Genomic DNA, 14,870 nt, shown 5'->3' on the forward strand with positions numbered 1-14,870 from the left:
GCGGATTCGATCCGGTTCAGCCCGATAGGAGATTTGCAGCCGCGCGCAGCCGTCCTCCAGCCGCCGCAGGTGCCTCTCCAGCAAATAAGGCTCGCCTCCGTAGGTGCGGAACGTCTCGAACAATCCCATCCGAGGCGCTGTATCGGCAGCCGGCGGAGCAGGCAGGCGCCGCTGCAAGCGCCTTGCCGGAGAGCGTGCTGCCGGTGCCGCCGGCCGTTTGGCCCCGCCTGCAGCCTCTGCTTCTGCAGGCGGCGGGCCTGAAGCTGGAGCATCGGGGAGCCGCATACGATGGTCTCCGCGAAGGAGACGGCGCCCCGGAGCTCGGCTTCCGTCTGGAGGAGGCGGAGGGCGGCGAGTACGAGCTGCGGGCGGACGGCCTGGCCGGCGTTACCGCTTTTCCCGCGTACGCCGCCGCCCTGCAGGGCAATGCGCTGCATCGTCTCGATCCGCAGCAGGCCATGCGGCTGGACGAGCTGCAGCGGCTGCTGGCCGACGCGCCGGAAGGGAAGCTGTCCATTCCGGAAGGACAGCTGGAGGCGCTTGCCGCCGGCGTGCTGCCGGAGCTGGCCAAGCTTGGCAGCGTGAAGCTGGACGCCCGCTTGGAGGAGCGGATGATCCGGCATCCGCTCAAGGCCCGGCTGTATTTGGACCGGGTGCGGGACAAGCTGCTCGCCGCCCTTGAATTTCAGTACGGAGAGATCGTCTTCAATCCGCTGGAGGACTTGCGCCAGAGAGGCGCAGGGGCCATTCTGATCCGCGATCCCGAGCGGGAGGCCGAGATCTTCCGGGTATTGGAGGAGCATAAGCCCGCTTCTACGGACGCAGGCTATTTTCTTTCGGGGGAAGAGGAAGAATACCAATTCCTTTACCGCACCGTGCCCAAGCTGGAGAAGCTGCTGCAGATCTACGCGACGAACGCCGTCCGCATCCGCATGCCGTCGAGCACCGCTCCGCCGCAGGTGCGGGTGGAGGTCGACGAGCGGACCGACTGGCTGGAATTCCGCTTCTCGATGGACGGAGTTCCGGCCGAGGAGGTCCGCCATCTGGTGGAGGCCGTTCAGGAGAGAAAGCCTTACTACAGGCTGCCTTCTGGAGCATTCGTTTCGCTGGAAGGCGGCCGCTTCGCCGAGATGATCCGGATCATCCAGGACACGGGCATGGCAAGCCGGATCGGTCCGGACGGATCGTTCAAGCTGCCGCTGCTTCAGGGGCTGCCTCTGCTTCACCATGCTTCCGGCGAGGATGCGGGCATGCGGTTCGGTCCCGCCTTGCTTAAGCTGGCGGAAGATCTGCGCCATCCGGAGCGATTGGAATTCCAGCTGCCGGAATCGCTGGACAACGTGCTGCGCGACTATCAGAAGACCGGCTTCCGCTGGTTCAAGACGCTGGCCCACTACGGCCTTGGAGGCATTCTGGCAGACGACATGGGCTTGGGAAAAACGCTGCAGGCAATCTCCTTCCTCGTCTCCGTGCTGCCCGAGATCCGGGAGAGCGGGCGGCCGGCACTTGTCGTCTGCCCGTCCTCGCTGCTGTACAACTGGAGCTCGGAGCTGGAGCGCTTCGCTCCCGGCATGCGCGCCGTCATCGCCGACGGCTCCAGGAAGGAGCGGTCCGCCAAGCTGTCCCGGCTGGATGGCGTCGACGTCGTCATCGCCTCCTATCCGCTGGTGAGGCTGGATTCGGCCGATTACGACGCGCTTGCGTTCCATACGCTCATCCTGGACGAGGCGCAGATGATCAAGAACGATGTCACGAGCACGGCGCGGGCGGTCAAGCGTCTGAATGCGCGCCATCGGTTCGCGCTGTCCGGCACTCCGCTGGAGAACCGCTTGACGGAGCTGTGGTCGATCTGCGAGGCCGTGCTGCCGGGCCTGTTCGGCAGCCGCCGCGAGTTCCAGGAGCTGCGCAGCGAGGAGGTGGCGCGCATGATCCGGCCGTTCCTGCTCCGCAGGCTCAAGCGCGACGTGCTGAGCGAGCTGCCGGACAAGATCGAGACGATGCTGAAGACCGACCTGCTGCCGGAGCAGAAGAGGCTGTACGCCAGCTACCTGGTGAAGCTGCGGGCGGAGGCTCTGAAGCATATGGCCGAAGGCATTTTCGAGCTGAAGAAGATTCGCATTCTGGCGGGATTGACCCGCCTGAGGCAGATTTGCAACCACCCGGCCGTGTTCGTGGAGGACTATGCCGGCGGCTCGGCCAAGTTCGATCAGCTGATGGATCTCATCCGGGATTGCCGGCTGAGCGGACGCAGGCCGCTCGTCTTCTCGCAGTACACCGGCATGCTGGAGATGATTCGGCGGCGACTGACGGAGCAGGGCGTGTCCGCGTTCCTGCTCGAGGGCAGCACGCCGGCTCGCGAGAGAGTGGAGATCTGCCGCCGCTTCAATGCCGGCGAACGCGACGTCTGCCTGCTCTCGCTCAAGGCCGGCGGCACCGGCCTCAACTTGACCGGCGCCGACACGGTCATCCTGTACGACCTATGGTGGAACCCGGCATCCGAGCAGCAGGCGATGGACCGGGCGCACCGGATCGGTCAGGACAAGACGGTGCAGGTGTTCCGGCTCGTCGCCCGCGGCACGATCGAGGAGCGCATGCACGACATGCAGCAGCGCAAGCGCCGCCTCGCGGAGGAAGTCATCCAAGGAACGGCGGAGGCCGATATGCCGCTGCTCAATCAGGACGACATCCGGGAGCTGCTGGCGCTGCCGGGGGCAACTTCTTAGCAGGGCGTGTGGGGAGGATAGAGCCGAAATCCGATGTTCCCCCGCTGCAAAGCTGCCAACGATTACGATTTCCCATAAGGAGGCAAAAAGATGTCTTTAGAAAGCCTGCATGCAACAATCACGGATCGGCTGGGCCGCTTGGAGCGGCCGGTCAATCGGCCCCTTCTGATCGGCGTAGACGGCTGCGGGGGATCGGGCAAAAGCACGCTGGCCGAAGCCTTGAAGGCGAGCTGTCCTTCTCCGGTGACGATTGTGCATCTGGACGATTTTTATGTCCCGCCAGCGGAGCTGGACCGCAGCCGGCCTGAGTCGCTGCCCGTCGGAGCGGATTTCGACTGGCGGAGATTGAAGCGCGAGGTGCTGGACAGCGTCCTTGGAGGAGCGGACGGCAAGTATCAGAGGTACGACTGGGGGACGGAGCGCCTGTCCGACTGGCATGAGGTTCCGGCCTGCGGCACGCTCATCGTCGAGGGCGTGACGTCGACCCGCCTGGAGCTCGCGCCGCTCTACGACCTGACGATCTGGGTGGACTGTCCCCGGGAGGAGCGCCTGCGCAGAGGCCTGGATCGCGACGGGGAGGAAGCCCGTGGACGCTGGGCGGCATGGATGGCGGCAGAGGACAGGTATGCCCAATCCCACAAGCCGATGGAGCGGGCCGATCTCGTCGTCGAGGGCGTCTGATCCGGAGCCGGACGTTGGGAACGGCGCTGATCGGGTAAGAATAGAAGCAGAAGCGTTCCGGCATCGGAACGCGGCTGCTTCTATTTCCATTTGAGAGCAGGAGCAGATCCATACCGACAGGAGGCTGGCAGATGAAGCGAGCATGGTGGAAGGAAAGCGTCGTCTATCAGATTTATCCCCGCAGCTTCCAGGACAGCAACGGAGACGGCATCGGCGACATCCCGGGAATCGTTTCCCGGCTGGATTATTTGCAGGAGCTCGGCGTGGATGTCGTCTGGCTCTGTCCCGTCTATGACTCCCCCAATGACGACAACGGCTACGATATTCGCGACTATCGGCGCATCATGGACGAATTCGGCACGCTCGAGGACTGGGAAAGGCTGCTGGAGGATCTCCATGCCCGCGGCATGAAGCTGATCATGGACCTCGTCGTGAACCACAGCTCGGACGAGCATGCCTGGTTCTCGGAATCCCGCAAGTCCCGGGACGGCGAGCATCGCGATTACTATATTTGGCGGGACGGCAAGGGCGGAGCGGAGCCGAACAACTGGTCGAGCTTCTTCAGCGGCTCCGCATGGAAATACGATGGGGAGACGGATCAGTATTATCTGCATCTGTTCTCCTCCAAGCAGCCCGATCTCAACTGGGAGAACGGGAAGGTCCGCCGCGAGGTGTACAATATGATGGCCTGGTGGCTGGACAAAGGCATCGACGGCTTCCGTATGGACGTCATCAACCTGATCTCCAAGGTTCCCGGACTGCCGGACGCCCCCGGAGAAGGACGGTACCGTTCCGGCGCCGATTATTTCATGAACGGCCCGAGGGTGCATGAGTATTTGCAGGAGATGAACCGCGAGGTGCTGTCCCGCTACGACATCATGACCGTGGGGGAGACGCCGGGCGTGACGCCGGAGCAGGCGGCTCTGTACGTCGGCGAGGACCGCGGAGAGCTGAACATGGTGTTTCAGTTCGAGCATATGGACATCGATTCCGGACCTGGCGGCAAATGGGACGTGCAGCCTTGGAGGCTGACGGATTTCAAGCGCGTCATGGGCAAATGGCAGCGGGAGCTGCAGGACAGGGGCTGGAACAGCCTGTACCTGAACAATCACGACCAGCCGCGGATGGTGTCCCGCTTCGGCGATGACAAGAACTTCCGCAAGCAGTCCGCCAAAATGCTCGGCACGCTGCTGCACACGCTGCAGGGAACGCCCTACATCTATCAGGGCGAGGAGCTCGGCATGACCAACGTCCGGTTCGGCTCCATCGAGGACTACCGGGATATCGAGACGCTGAACATGTACAAGGAAGCGACCGGGGCCGGACGTCCCGCGGAGGCTGTCATGGCTTCCGTCTACAGCAAAGGAAGGGACAATGCCCGCACGCCTATGCAGTGGGACGGATCCGCTCACGGAGGCTTCACGACCGGCACGCCATGGATCGCGTCCAACCCCAATTACACGGAGATCAATGCGGAGGACGCCCGGAGAGATCCGGATTCCATCTTCCACTACTATCGCCGGCTCATCGCGCTCCGCAAGCAGCATGACGTCATCGTCTACGGCAGGTACGAGGCGCTGCTCGAGGAGGACGAGCGGATCTATGCGTATACGCGCATGCTGGATGGAGAGCGCCTGCTTGTCGTGCTGAACTTCTTTGGAGAGGAAGCCGACTGCAGCTTGCCGGAGAAGATACGATTCGAGAGCGCCGAGCCGCTCATCGGCAATTACGGGAATGGAGCGGATAGAGATTGGCGCAGCCTGAAGCTTCGGCCTTATGAGGCGCTCGTCCTGCGCTTGCAGGGCTGACGGCGGCGTCAGAGCCAAGGAGGGCGTTCCGATGGACGGGGAGGGCGAACCTTCTTATCTTTCCGCCGTCTTTTCCGCTTGACTTGGAGTTCACTCCAAGGAGTATAGTCGAGCTATCCCTTTTAAGGAGTGTGCCGACGCATGGACTATGTGAAACTTGGAAACACCGGCTTGGATGTATCCCGCATTTGCCTTGGCTGCATGGGCTTTGGCGATGCCGACCGCTGGATTCATAAGTGGGTGCTCGATGAGGAGAGCAGCCGTCACATCATCAAGAATGCCTTGGAGCTGGGCATTAATTTCTTTGATACGGCCAACGTATACTCGGGCGGAACCAGCGAAGAGATCGTCGGACGCGCTCTCAAGGACTTCGCGAATCGGGATGAGATCGTCATCGCGACGAAGGTGCATGGCCGCATGCATGAGGGCGCCAATGGGGCCGGACTTTCCCGCAAGGCGATCATGAGCGAGATCGACAAAAGCCTGAAGCGTCTTGGAACCGATTACGTGGACCTGTACCAGATTCACCGCTGGGATTACCAGACGCCGATCGAAGAGACGATGGAAGCCCTGCACGATGTCGTGAAGGCCGGCAAAGCCCGATACATAGGGGCCTCCGCCATGTATGCTTGGCAATTCTTGAAGGCGCTTCATACAGCAGAGACTCACGGATGGACCCGGTTCGTATCGATGCAGAATCATTTGAACCTCATTTATCGCGAAGAAGAGCGGGAGATGCTTCCTCTCTGCAGGGAGGAGAAAATCGGCGTGATTCCGTACAGTCCGCTGGCAGGCGGAAGGCTGACGAGAGATGCGGGGGAAACGACTCTTCGTTCCGAAACCGATCAGATCGCCAGACAAAAATACGACGCCACCGCAGATGCCGACCGCTCGGTCATCGATCAAGTCGCTTCCATAGCGGAAAAGCGCGGCGTCTCCCGCGTCCAGATCGCGCTGGCCTGGCTGCTGCAGAAGCAGCCCGTCACCGCTCCTATTGTCGGTGCTACCAAACTATCGCATCTCCAGGAGGCGGCGGCCGCTCTCTCGGTTTCCTTGACGCCGGAAGAAATCGCGTCGCTGGAAGAGCCGTATGTCCCTCACCGGGTCGTCGGAGCCCAATAAAATCGCTTGAGCGCTGGGGTCGGCGACCGGCGTCAATCTGGCTGCGGTCAAGGAAGCCCGCATCGGATAATGGAATGCGGGAACGTACTAAGCCGATGATCTCTGCTTCACGAGCTCGGCATCTGATTCGGCTCCCGCCTTTTAGTTCTCTATTTTCGCTATAAAAAAAGCAAGGCCGTCGGCTGGGTTTCCAGTCCGTCGGCCTTTTTTGTGGAGTCGAATGCATGCGTCGGCAAATAGAGAAAACCTGGAGCAACGCTCCTTTTCGTCAAACCAGGACGCAGGAACGCATCAGGCACCGCTGCCGCCGGCACCTCCGCATTCAGCAGCTGCAGGAACTCTGCCGTGCTGCTGAACAGGCCGTCCGGCTCCGCATCGTACTGAGCGCTTTGGAAGGTGGAGAGCCAGCGGACGCCGAAGGTGCGGACGCCCGCGGCTTTGCCGGCCAGAATATCCGCGTTGCTGTCGCCGATGAAGACCGTTTCCGCCGGGGAGGCTCCGAGCTTGCCCAGCGCCAGCAGAATTCCTTCCGGATCCGGCTTCGGCTTGTCCACATCGTCTCCCGTTACGGAAATGGCGAAGCAGTCTGCTATGTTCAGGGCTTCGACTGAAATATCGTAGGCTCTCCGGCTCTTGCCCGTAATGACGCCCATCGCAATTCCTTTGCCGCGGAGAATGTCCAGCAGAGCGGCGACATCGGAGTCTCCCGTCATCGTCCCGTCCCGGTGGCCGTTTTCATAGACGGCATAATAACGCCGAATCGCTTCCTCCGCGGAATGTCCGGCCGGAATATTTCTCCGGATGATATCGTCCTCCGTCGGTCCGAACATGGCCACGATATCTTCATTCGTCAGATCCTGATCCCCGAATTGCTTGAATACCGCTTTGAAGGCGCTGAACGAAAGCGGCAGCGTGTCGGCGAGCGTGCCGTCAAAATCGAATAGCACCAGCTTGATTGTCTTCGTCATTGGGGCCACATCCTTTTTTAGCGCTGCTCCTCCTGAACGGTCTGCTTCACGATCAGCTGCACGAGCTCATGGTCATCCAGGGCGTGGGGGGGCCTGATCGGGCTCCGCCCAGATCCGCGCGGTGCATTCATGCACGCCGTTGAAGGGCAGGCGCTGCTGAACCTCGGCCTTGTAAAAAGCCTGATAGGCTACGAGCGGATATTTTCCATGGGGATCGAACAGTGGATTGGCTTCGTGGCTGACCCGGATCAGTCCCAGCAGGGATGGGCGGCCGCAGCGCACGCATCCCTCCTCCATGCACTCCCGAAGCAAGGCCTCCTCCGGCGATTCCCCCTCCTCCACATGGCCGCCGGGAAGGTTCCAGCCTCTGCCGCTTACCTTCACGAGGAGAATATGGCCGTTGTCCGTGCACACTCCATGGACGCTGGTCACGATCTGTCCGGCATCCGGCACGGCCCCCGGCAGCCACGTCAGCCTGACCAGATGGCCTCCCCAGTCGGCTTCGATTGTTGACGTTCCCATCTTCATGCTCCGCCTCGCTTTCTCTGCTGCGATGAACGCCTGCCTGCCGTATCGTCCGGAAACGACGCTCTCGCTCTCGTACCCGTCGGTCCCAAGACGAGTCAAGCGGCTTCCAGGTTTCACCGGGATGATGAACCTTCCTCGATTTTTCGATGCTCAAGACTTCCTTCCAATGTCCTTATTCACCTTATGGAGAAAAAATTCTCCAGAAAAAATCAAAAATTCTGGATAATAATGCTTCTCAAAGCGGAGCTCTGTTGCTATACTCTAAGCAAGATTTACCAATTCCACATTTTCCTCAACTTGGTTGCGAACGGCATGGTTCTCTATTCTCCCGTTTTCTTCGTACTTGTCCTGCAAGTCTATGAAATCAAGAGAGGGTGGCTCATGGTATGGTGAAGCAAACAGAAGGCAAGGAAAAGGCGGTCAGGCATCACACGGCGGCTCAGGAATCCCTGCGTCGTCCGTCATCCGCAGCGCTGCGCAAGGCCGCGACGGCGGGAACTCTTGGAGCGCTGCTCCTGCTGAGCGCGGCCTGCGGCAACAACGGCAACAACAGCGCGGGCAACGACGGAGCCGCATCGCCCGCTCCGACGGCCGGAGCGAGCACCGCTCCGAGCGGCAGCCCGGCCCCCGCCAAGGACGTGAAGCTGGAGTTCTGGACGATCTCCCTCCAGCCGAAGTTCAACGACTTTTTCAACAAGCTGATCGACGAGTACGAGCAGGGACACCCCGGCGTCACCATCGATTGGAAGGACTATCCGTATGACGCCATCCAGGCCAAGCTGCTGGCCACCGCAGGCGGCAAGAATTCACCCGACGTCGTCAACCTCAACACGGAATTCGCCAGCCAGCTTGCCTCCAAGGGCGCTCTTGCCGACCTCAATCCGCTCATCGGCGACGAGGTGAAGACCAGCTTCTTCGACGGTATTTACAACTCCACCGTATTCGACGGCAAAGCCTATGCTCTGCCATGGTATACCGGTACTCAAGTCCTCTACATGAACACCAGCCTGGTCAAGAAAGCCGGGCTCGATCCCGCCAATCCTCCCAAAACCAAGGAGGAGCTCTATGAGTGGTCCAGGCAGATCAAGGCCAAGACGGGCGCTTCGGGGTACGCGACCCAGTTCGGAGCCAACATTCTGCCGAGCGAGGGCGTTCCGATCCTGGACGAGGCGCGCACCGGCGCAGCCTTCAATACCGATGCGGGCGCCGCAGTCGTGCAGCAGCTGAAAACTCTCGTGGACGAGGGCGTCATCGTCAAGGACGACGCCAAGTTCGACAAGCAGATCCAGTATTACTCCAGCGAGCAGGTGGCCTTCGAGCTGTCCGGTCCATCCTTCATCAACTTCCTCAAGACATCCGCACCGGATGTGTACAAAAACACGATCGCGGTACCGCTGCCAACGGGCAAGGCGGATCTGCGCTATTCCAACTCCATGAATCTTGTCGTGCCGAAAGGCTCCAAGGATCCGCAGGCAGCAGCCGACTTCGCCGCCTTCGTTACGAACGCGGACAATCAGACCGCCTTCTCCAAGGATTCCAACACGCTGCCGGCGACCAAGAAATCGATCGAGGATCCGTTCTTCTCGGAATCCGACAATACGCTGGAATCCCAGGCCAAGATCGCTTCGGCTCAAAGCCTTGACAAGGCTCAGGAGTATTACCTGGGCATACCGGCAGCGGGCGACATCAATACCGCCGTCTCCAAGGAGCTGCAGAACATCATCCTGAACGGCGGCGACGTCAAAAAGGGGCTTGAAGCGGCAGCGGCCAAGGTGAACGAGGCTATCAAAGCCCCAACCAAATAACCGAACACATTTAGGACGGTGAACTGGCATGCGCAGAAGAACCCTCGCTTCCGATGCGCTTCCGGCCTGGAGCTTCATGGCTCCGGGCCTTCTCGTTATCGGAGTCTTCGTTTTGTTTCCCATCCTGTACAGCATCCCTCTCGCGCTGACCAACTACTCGGTGCTCGGCGAGACGGATTTCGTCGGCCTGGACAACTTCGTCAAGGCGTTCAAGGACGACAGCTTCATCGCTTCCCTGCGGAATTCAATGACGTACGTCATCGTCGTTCCGGTGCTGCAGCTGCTGTCGATCCTGATGGCGATCCTCGTCAACAGCCGCATTCCGGGCATCAAGGCGTTCCGGGCGGCCTACTACATTCCGGTCGTCACGTCGATGGTCGCGGTGGCGCTCATGTGGAACTGGCTGCTCAGCCAGAACGGCCTCGTCAACTACATCCTGCTTGAGCTCGGCATCATCCACGAGAAGATCGGCTGGCTCTCGACCAGCTCGACCGCTCTCTATGTGCTCATGTTCATCACCTTGTGGAAAGGGCTCGGCTATTACATGATGCTGTATTTGGCGGGCCTCCAGGCCATTCCCGCCGATCTGTACGAGGCCGCGATCGTGGACGGAGCCTCGGCGGCGCAGCGGGTGAGGCATATTACGATTCCATTGCTGCGTCCGTACGTCTTCTTCTGCAGCCTCATTTCCCTCATGGGCGCGATCCGCGTCTTCGACGAGATGTTCGTGCTGACGAACGGAGGACCCGGCAACGCGACGCTGACCTCCAGCCTCTATATTTACCAGGAGGGCATCACCAAGCTGAATTACGGCTATGCTTCGGCGCTCGGGCTGATCGTCAGCGTCATCGTCGGCGTCGTCAGCATCGTCGTATTCCGGGTCAATCAGAAAGGCGGGGTGAATCCATATTGATGAATCAACCGAGTATGGACCGCTCCGTCCAAAGCCTTGAACGAGAGAGCCGGCGAAGCAGGCGGCTGCGCCGGATTGTGACGCTGTCGGTCGGATATGTCCTGCTGCTGCTTCTGGCCTTGTTCATGATGGGGCCGTTTCTCTGGCTGCTCAGCGTGTCTCTCATGCCGGGGAAAAACGTATTCGCCTTCCCGCCGCCGATCTTCCCGACCTTCGTCAAGCTGACCAACTACACGGAGGTTTGGGGGTTCATCAACTTTCCCAAATACATCGGCAATACGCTGATCATCACTGCGCTCGGCCTCGCTCTCAACCTGGCGCTGTCCCTTACGACCGCTTACCCGCTGGCCAAAATGCGCTTCAAAGGCCGCTCGCTCGTCTTCGCCATCCTCGTCTCGACGATGATCATCCCGTCGTCGACGGCGCTCGTCGTCCACTACTTGACAATCGGCTGGTTCGGCCTCATCGGATCCTATATCGGCGTCGTGCTTCCGTCGGCCGTATCCGTGTTCAACATCTTCCTGATGCGGCAGACGTTCATGGGCGTGCCCGACGACATCCGCGACTCGGGCAAGATCGACGGCGCCTCCGAGGTCCGGATCTTCCTGCGGCTCATGGTGCCGATGGTGAAGCCGGGCATCGCCGTCATCCTGCTGCTGGAATTCATGGCGTACTGGAACAACTTCCTGTGGCCGATCGTCGTGCTCGACGATCCCGGCAAGTATCCGCTTGCGGCGGCGCTGACCTATCTGAACGGCCAGTTCGCCTACAACTTCGGCTGGATCGCGGCCGGCACGATCCTGTCGGTGCTGCCGATCATCCTCGTGTTCCTGTTTACGCAGCGGTACTACATGGAAGGGATTTCGGGAGCGGTGAAAGGATAGGAGACGCATGGACGAGGCCGCTCTCCCCTGATCGGAGAGCGCCAAGGGAGGGACGAGGCCGGCAGCGCCGGGCCGAAGCCGCCATGCGGGAAGAAAGGAGCTGACGACGTTATGCATCCGACATCGGGCCCGAAGGCGAAGGTCGTATACCTGCCGCTGGACGAGCGCCCCTGCAACTATGATTTTCCTTGGCTGCTGTCGCGCGGGAGCGACCTGGAGCTTGTGCGTCCGCCGCTGGAGTGGATGGGCGACAAGAAGAAGCCGGGCCGCATCTCCGAGCTCGGCGATTGGCTGGAGCGGGAGGCGGCAGACGCCGAAGCGGCGATCGTGTCCATCGACACGCTTCTCTACGGCGGCATCGTTCCTTCCCGGCTGCACCGGCTGGGCGAGCATGAGGCCGCCGCTCCGCTGGAGAGGCTGCGCCGCATCCGCCGAAGCAATCCTTCGCTCAAGCTGTACGCCTTCCACCTCCTGATGAGATGTCCCCGCTATTCCAGCTCCGACGAGGAGCCGGATTATTACGGGGAGTGGGGACGGGAGCTGTTCCTGCTCGGCTATTACGGACACCGGGAAAGGCTGGGTGAAGCCTCGGCGGAGGAGCTGGCCGAGCTGGAGGCGATCCGGGCCCGGCTGCCGGGAGACATCCGCGACGACTACCTGCAGCGGCGGGCTGTCAACGCGGCCGCCAACCGGGCCTCGCTGGAGCTTGCGGCGGACGGCACGCTCGATTTCCTCGCGCTGCCCCAGGACGACGCCGCCCCTTACGGCTGGACGGCTCTCGACCAGCAGGCGGTGCGGGAGCGGATCCGGGAGCTGGGAGCCGAGCTGCGGACGCTCATGTATCCGGGAGCGGACGAGGCGGGCTGCACGCTGCTCGCCCGGCTCGTCAACGCCAGGCACGGTGCGGTTCCGCTCGTCTACCCGAGATATTCCAGCACGCGGGGTCCGTTCGTGACGCCGCTGTATGAAGACCGTCTGCTCGGCGAGAGCCTCAAGCTCCATATCCTTGCGGCGGGCGGCCTGCTCGCGGAGAGCGCCTCCGATGGGGATCTCGTGCTGCTCGTGAATTCGCCGGGAGACAGGATGGGGGAGGCCAACGGACAGCTGAATCCGGATGCGGGTTATGACGTGCAGCGCAGCATAGCGGAGCTCGTGGAGTACGGCAGCTATGCGGCCGGCCGGCTGCGCAAGCCTGTGGCGGTCGCCGACGTCGCTTATGCCAACGGTGGCGACTTGCAGCTGCTGCGCCTGCTCGGCAGGAAAGGCATGCTGCCCCGCCTGGCCGGCATCGCCGGCTGGAACACGAGCGCGAACTCCATCGGCACCGTGCTCGCGCAGCTGATGGTATATGCCCGGTTCGGCTGCACGGGCAGCCACGCGGACTTCCTCGGGCTGCGCATCGCGGAGGACTACGGCTACTGCTCCGGCATTCGCCGCCGGCTGGCCGACGGACCGATCAAGGAGCTCGGCATGGACTATTTCGCGGTGGACGGGCAGCGAGGCCGGGCTGCAGCCATGGTCCGCGAGGAGCTGGAGCGGTTCCTGGAACGGGAGCTGGCGGGAAGCGGGCTTTCCGTGAAGGTCGGAGATTGCCGCATGCCATGGAGCCGGATGTTCGAAGTCGGGCTGTCGGTCCATGCCGAGATGGCTGCGCCGTCGGCGATATCGATGGAAGGTTCGCGGTATGTGCAATAGACGAAGACGGAGGGTCGGCGAGCGGGAGCGATCCATGGAGCAGGCGGCGGCATCCGCCGACAACAACGAGGCAAGGGGATGACGGCATGACGACTTTGTGGGGGGAAGGTGAAGGGCGGGCTGATCGTCTCCTGCCAGGCGCTGGAGGGAGAGCCGCTGCACGGAGCGGGCATGATGGCGAGGATGGCGCTTGCGGCGGAGCAGGGAGGAGCCGCCGCTATCCGGGCCAATTCGGGCGCCGATGTGGCGGAGATCAAGAGCGGGGTCGCCCTCCCCGTCATCGGCATCGTCAAGCGCGATTATTCCGGCTCTCCGGTCTACATCACGCCGACGATAAAAGAAGTGGATGAGCTGGCGGATGCAGGGGCGGATATGATTGCATTCGACGCGACGCTCAGGCAGCGGCCGGGCGGCGCCACGGTGGAGCAGCTCATCCGCCATATGCACGGCAGGGGTATCCCGGCGATGGCGGATATCTCCACGCTGGAAGAAGCGCTTGAAGCCGAGCGGGCCGGAGCCGACTGCGTCTCGACGACGCTTGCCGGTTATACGCCTTATTCCAGAAGCCTCGACGGTCCGGACTTCGAGCTGGTGGAGAAGGCGGCTGCCAGCCTGCGGATTCCGGTGTTCGCCGAAGGGCGGATCAGCGATCCGGACCAGGTGGAGAAGCTGCTCGGCCTGGGAGCCTGCGCCGTCGTCGTCGGGTCGGCGATTACCCGTCCCCAATTGATTACAGAGCGGTTCGCCGCAGCCGCCAGAAGGAGTGTCCGATAGAGATGGATCTGCGATTGAAGGTTGGTTCCTATTATCCCTCCTTGACGAAGTCGGAGCAGAAGGTCGCCGATTACGTGCTGAACGCTTCGGAGGATATCATCTACCGCTCCGTGACGGAGCTCGCGGAGCTGTCCGCCGTCGGGGAAACGACGGTCATGCGGTTCTGCAGAGCGATCGGCTTCAAGGGCTACCAGGATTTCAAGCTTGCGCTCGCCCAGGATTACAGCCCGCGCAGGCAGCAGGAGAGCGGCGGGCATTCCGATGCCGCGCCGGATGATTATGCGGAGCTCGTCTACAGGGAAACCTCCTCGATTCTGGCCGATACGATGAGCCTGCTCGACCGCGCCAGGCTGGAGGAAGCGGTAGCCCGCATGGATGCGGCCGGCTACGTCCAGTTCTTCGGAGTCGGGGCGTCGGGCATTACCGCGCTGGACGCCAAAAACCGGCTGCTGCGCATCGGCAGGCGCGCCGAGGCGGTGGCGGACGCCCATTTTCAAGCGATGATGGCTGTCACGATGGGGCCTGGGGACGTCGCATTCGGAATCAGCCTCAGCGGCAGCACCCTCGACACCGTCGACATGCTGACCAAAGCCCGGCAGCAGGGAGCCTATGTCATCGCCATGACCAATTACGCCAAGTCGCCCATCACGGCGGCGGCCGATCTCGTGCTGCTCACGGCGGGCAAGGAATCTCCGCTCGAGGGCGGCTCCATCGGAGCCAAAATCTCGCAGCTTCTGCTGATCGATATGATCTGCGAGGGACTCGCCAGGCTGGATCTGGCCCGGACTCGCGAGATGAAGGAACGGACGGCCAAGGCGGTCATCGAACGGATTTATTGACCTTGGACGGTCAAGGCGGTCATGGAACGGATTTATTGACCTTGGACGGCCAAGGCGGTCATCGAACTGCTTATTTAGGAGCAATCACAATGGGTAATTGGATCGGAAAGTAGCCATCATCACCGGCGGA

The 14,870-nt window shown here is 61.7% G+C and carries 13 protein-coding genes; 10 read left to right on the forward strand and 3 right to left on the reverse strand.

Annotation, left to right across the window (positions count from 1 at the left end; all coding sequences use genetic code 11):
• Positions 1-285 (reverse strand): aminotransferase class IV (locus BN871_RS30015; protein ID WP_332310236.1); only part of this gene is annotated, 285 nt, incomplete at its 3' end.
• Here BN871_RS30015 and BN871_RS19950 point away from each other — a divergent pair.
• The 4 genes from BN871_RS19950 (at position 183) to BN871_RS19965 (ending at position 6,334) form a co-directional block, all read left to right on the forward strand.
• Entirely contained in the window at positions 183-2,723 is a 2,541-nt protein-coding gene (locus BN871_RS19950; protein WP_021880703.1) for a DEAD/DEAH box helicase, read from the forward strand. The two genes, BN871_RS30015 and BN871_RS19950, sit on opposite strands and share 103 nt — an antisense overlap.
• Positions 2,724-2,813: 90 nt before the next feature.
• Entirely contained in the window at positions 2,814-3,404 is a 591-nt protein-coding gene (locus tag BN871_RS19955) for a uridine kinase (RefSeq protein ID WP_021880702.1), read from the forward strand.
• A gap of 131 nt (positions 3,405-3,535) precedes the next feature.
• Positions 3,536-5,212, forward strand: a complete 1,677-nt coding sequence (locus BN871_RS19960) for an alpha-glucosidase (protein ID WP_048748496.1) — start codon at positions 3,536-3,538, stop codon at positions 5,210-5,212.
• Positions 5,213-5,353: 141 nt separating this feature from the next.
• Positions 5,354-6,334 carry an aldo/keto reductase gene (locus BN871_RS19965; protein WP_048748497.1) on the forward strand — a complete coding sequence of 327 codons (981 nt, stop codon included), beginning with the start codon at positions 5,354-5,356 and terminating at the stop codon, positions 6,332-6,334.
• A gap of 158 nt (positions 6,335-6,492) precedes the next feature.
• On the opposite strand, the gene BN871_RS19970 is transcribed toward BN871_RS19965, so the two are convergent.
• Entirely contained in the window at positions 6,493-7,302 is an 810-nt protein-coding gene (locus BN871_RS19970) for an HAD family hydrolase (protein ID WP_083436552.1), read from the reverse strand.
• Between the two features lie 72 nt (positions 7,303-7,374).
• A complete protein-coding gene (locus tag BN871_RS19975) occupies positions 7,375-7,947 on the reverse strand; it encodes an NUDIX hydrolase (RefSeq protein WP_232313215.1) in 573 nt (190 codons plus the stop codon).
• A 269-nt stretch (positions 7,948-8,216) separates the two neighbouring features.
• On the opposite strand from BN871_RS19975, the gene BN871_RS19980 reads away from it, so the two are divergent.
• The 6 genes from BN871_RS19980 (at position 8,217) to BN871_RS20005 (ending at position 14,740) form a co-directional block, all read left to right on the forward strand.
• The gene (locus tag BN871_RS19980) at positions 8,217-9,635 is read left to right on the forward strand and encodes an ABC transporter substrate-binding protein (protein ID WP_049868969.1); all 1,419 of its coding nucleotides are present in this window, start codon (positions 8,217-8,219) and stop codon (positions 9,633-9,635) included.
• Positions 9,636-9,663: 28 nt separating this feature from the next.
• Positions 9,664-10,548 carry a carbohydrate ABC transporter permease gene (locus BN871_RS19985; protein ID WP_021880693.1) on the forward strand — a complete coding sequence of 295 codons (885 nt, stop codon included), beginning with the start codon at positions 9,664-9,666 and terminating at the stop codon, positions 10,546-10,548.
• A complete protein-coding gene (locus BN871_RS19990) occupies positions 10,548-11,432 on the forward strand; it encodes a carbohydrate ABC transporter permease (protein ID WP_021880692.1) in 885 nt (294 codons plus the stop codon). The genes BN871_RS19985 and BN871_RS19990 overlap by 1 nt, the downstream gene beginning before the upstream one ends.
• A gap of 111 nt (positions 11,433-11,543) precedes the next feature.
• Complete coding sequence (locus BN871_RS19995; protein WP_048748498.1) at positions 11,544-13,127, forward strand: DUF4127 family protein; 1,584 nt, start codon at positions 11,544-11,546, stop codon at positions 13,125-13,127.
• 108 nt (positions 13,128-13,235) lie between these two features.
• Positions 13,236-13,901 carry an N-acetylmannosamine-6-phosphate 2-epimerase gene (locus BN871_RS20000; RefSeq protein WP_048748499.1) on the forward strand — a complete coding sequence of 222 codons (666 nt, stop codon included), beginning with the start codon at positions 13,236-13,238 and terminating at the stop codon, positions 13,899-13,901.
• 2 nt (positions 13,902-13,903) lie between these two features.
• Positions 13,904-14,740: a MurR/RpiR family transcriptional regulator gene (locus BN871_RS20005; protein WP_048748500.1), complete on the forward strand. Its 837-nt coding sequence runs from the start codon at positions 13,904-13,906 to the stop codon at positions 14,738-14,740.
• Positions 14,741-14,870: the final 130 nt, after the last annotated feature.

It is taken from the genome of Paenibacillus sp. P22, assembly GCF_000469945.2.
Lineage (GTDB): Bacteria > Bacillota > Bacilli > Paenibacillales > Paenibacillaceae > Paenibacillus_O > Paenibacillus_O humicus.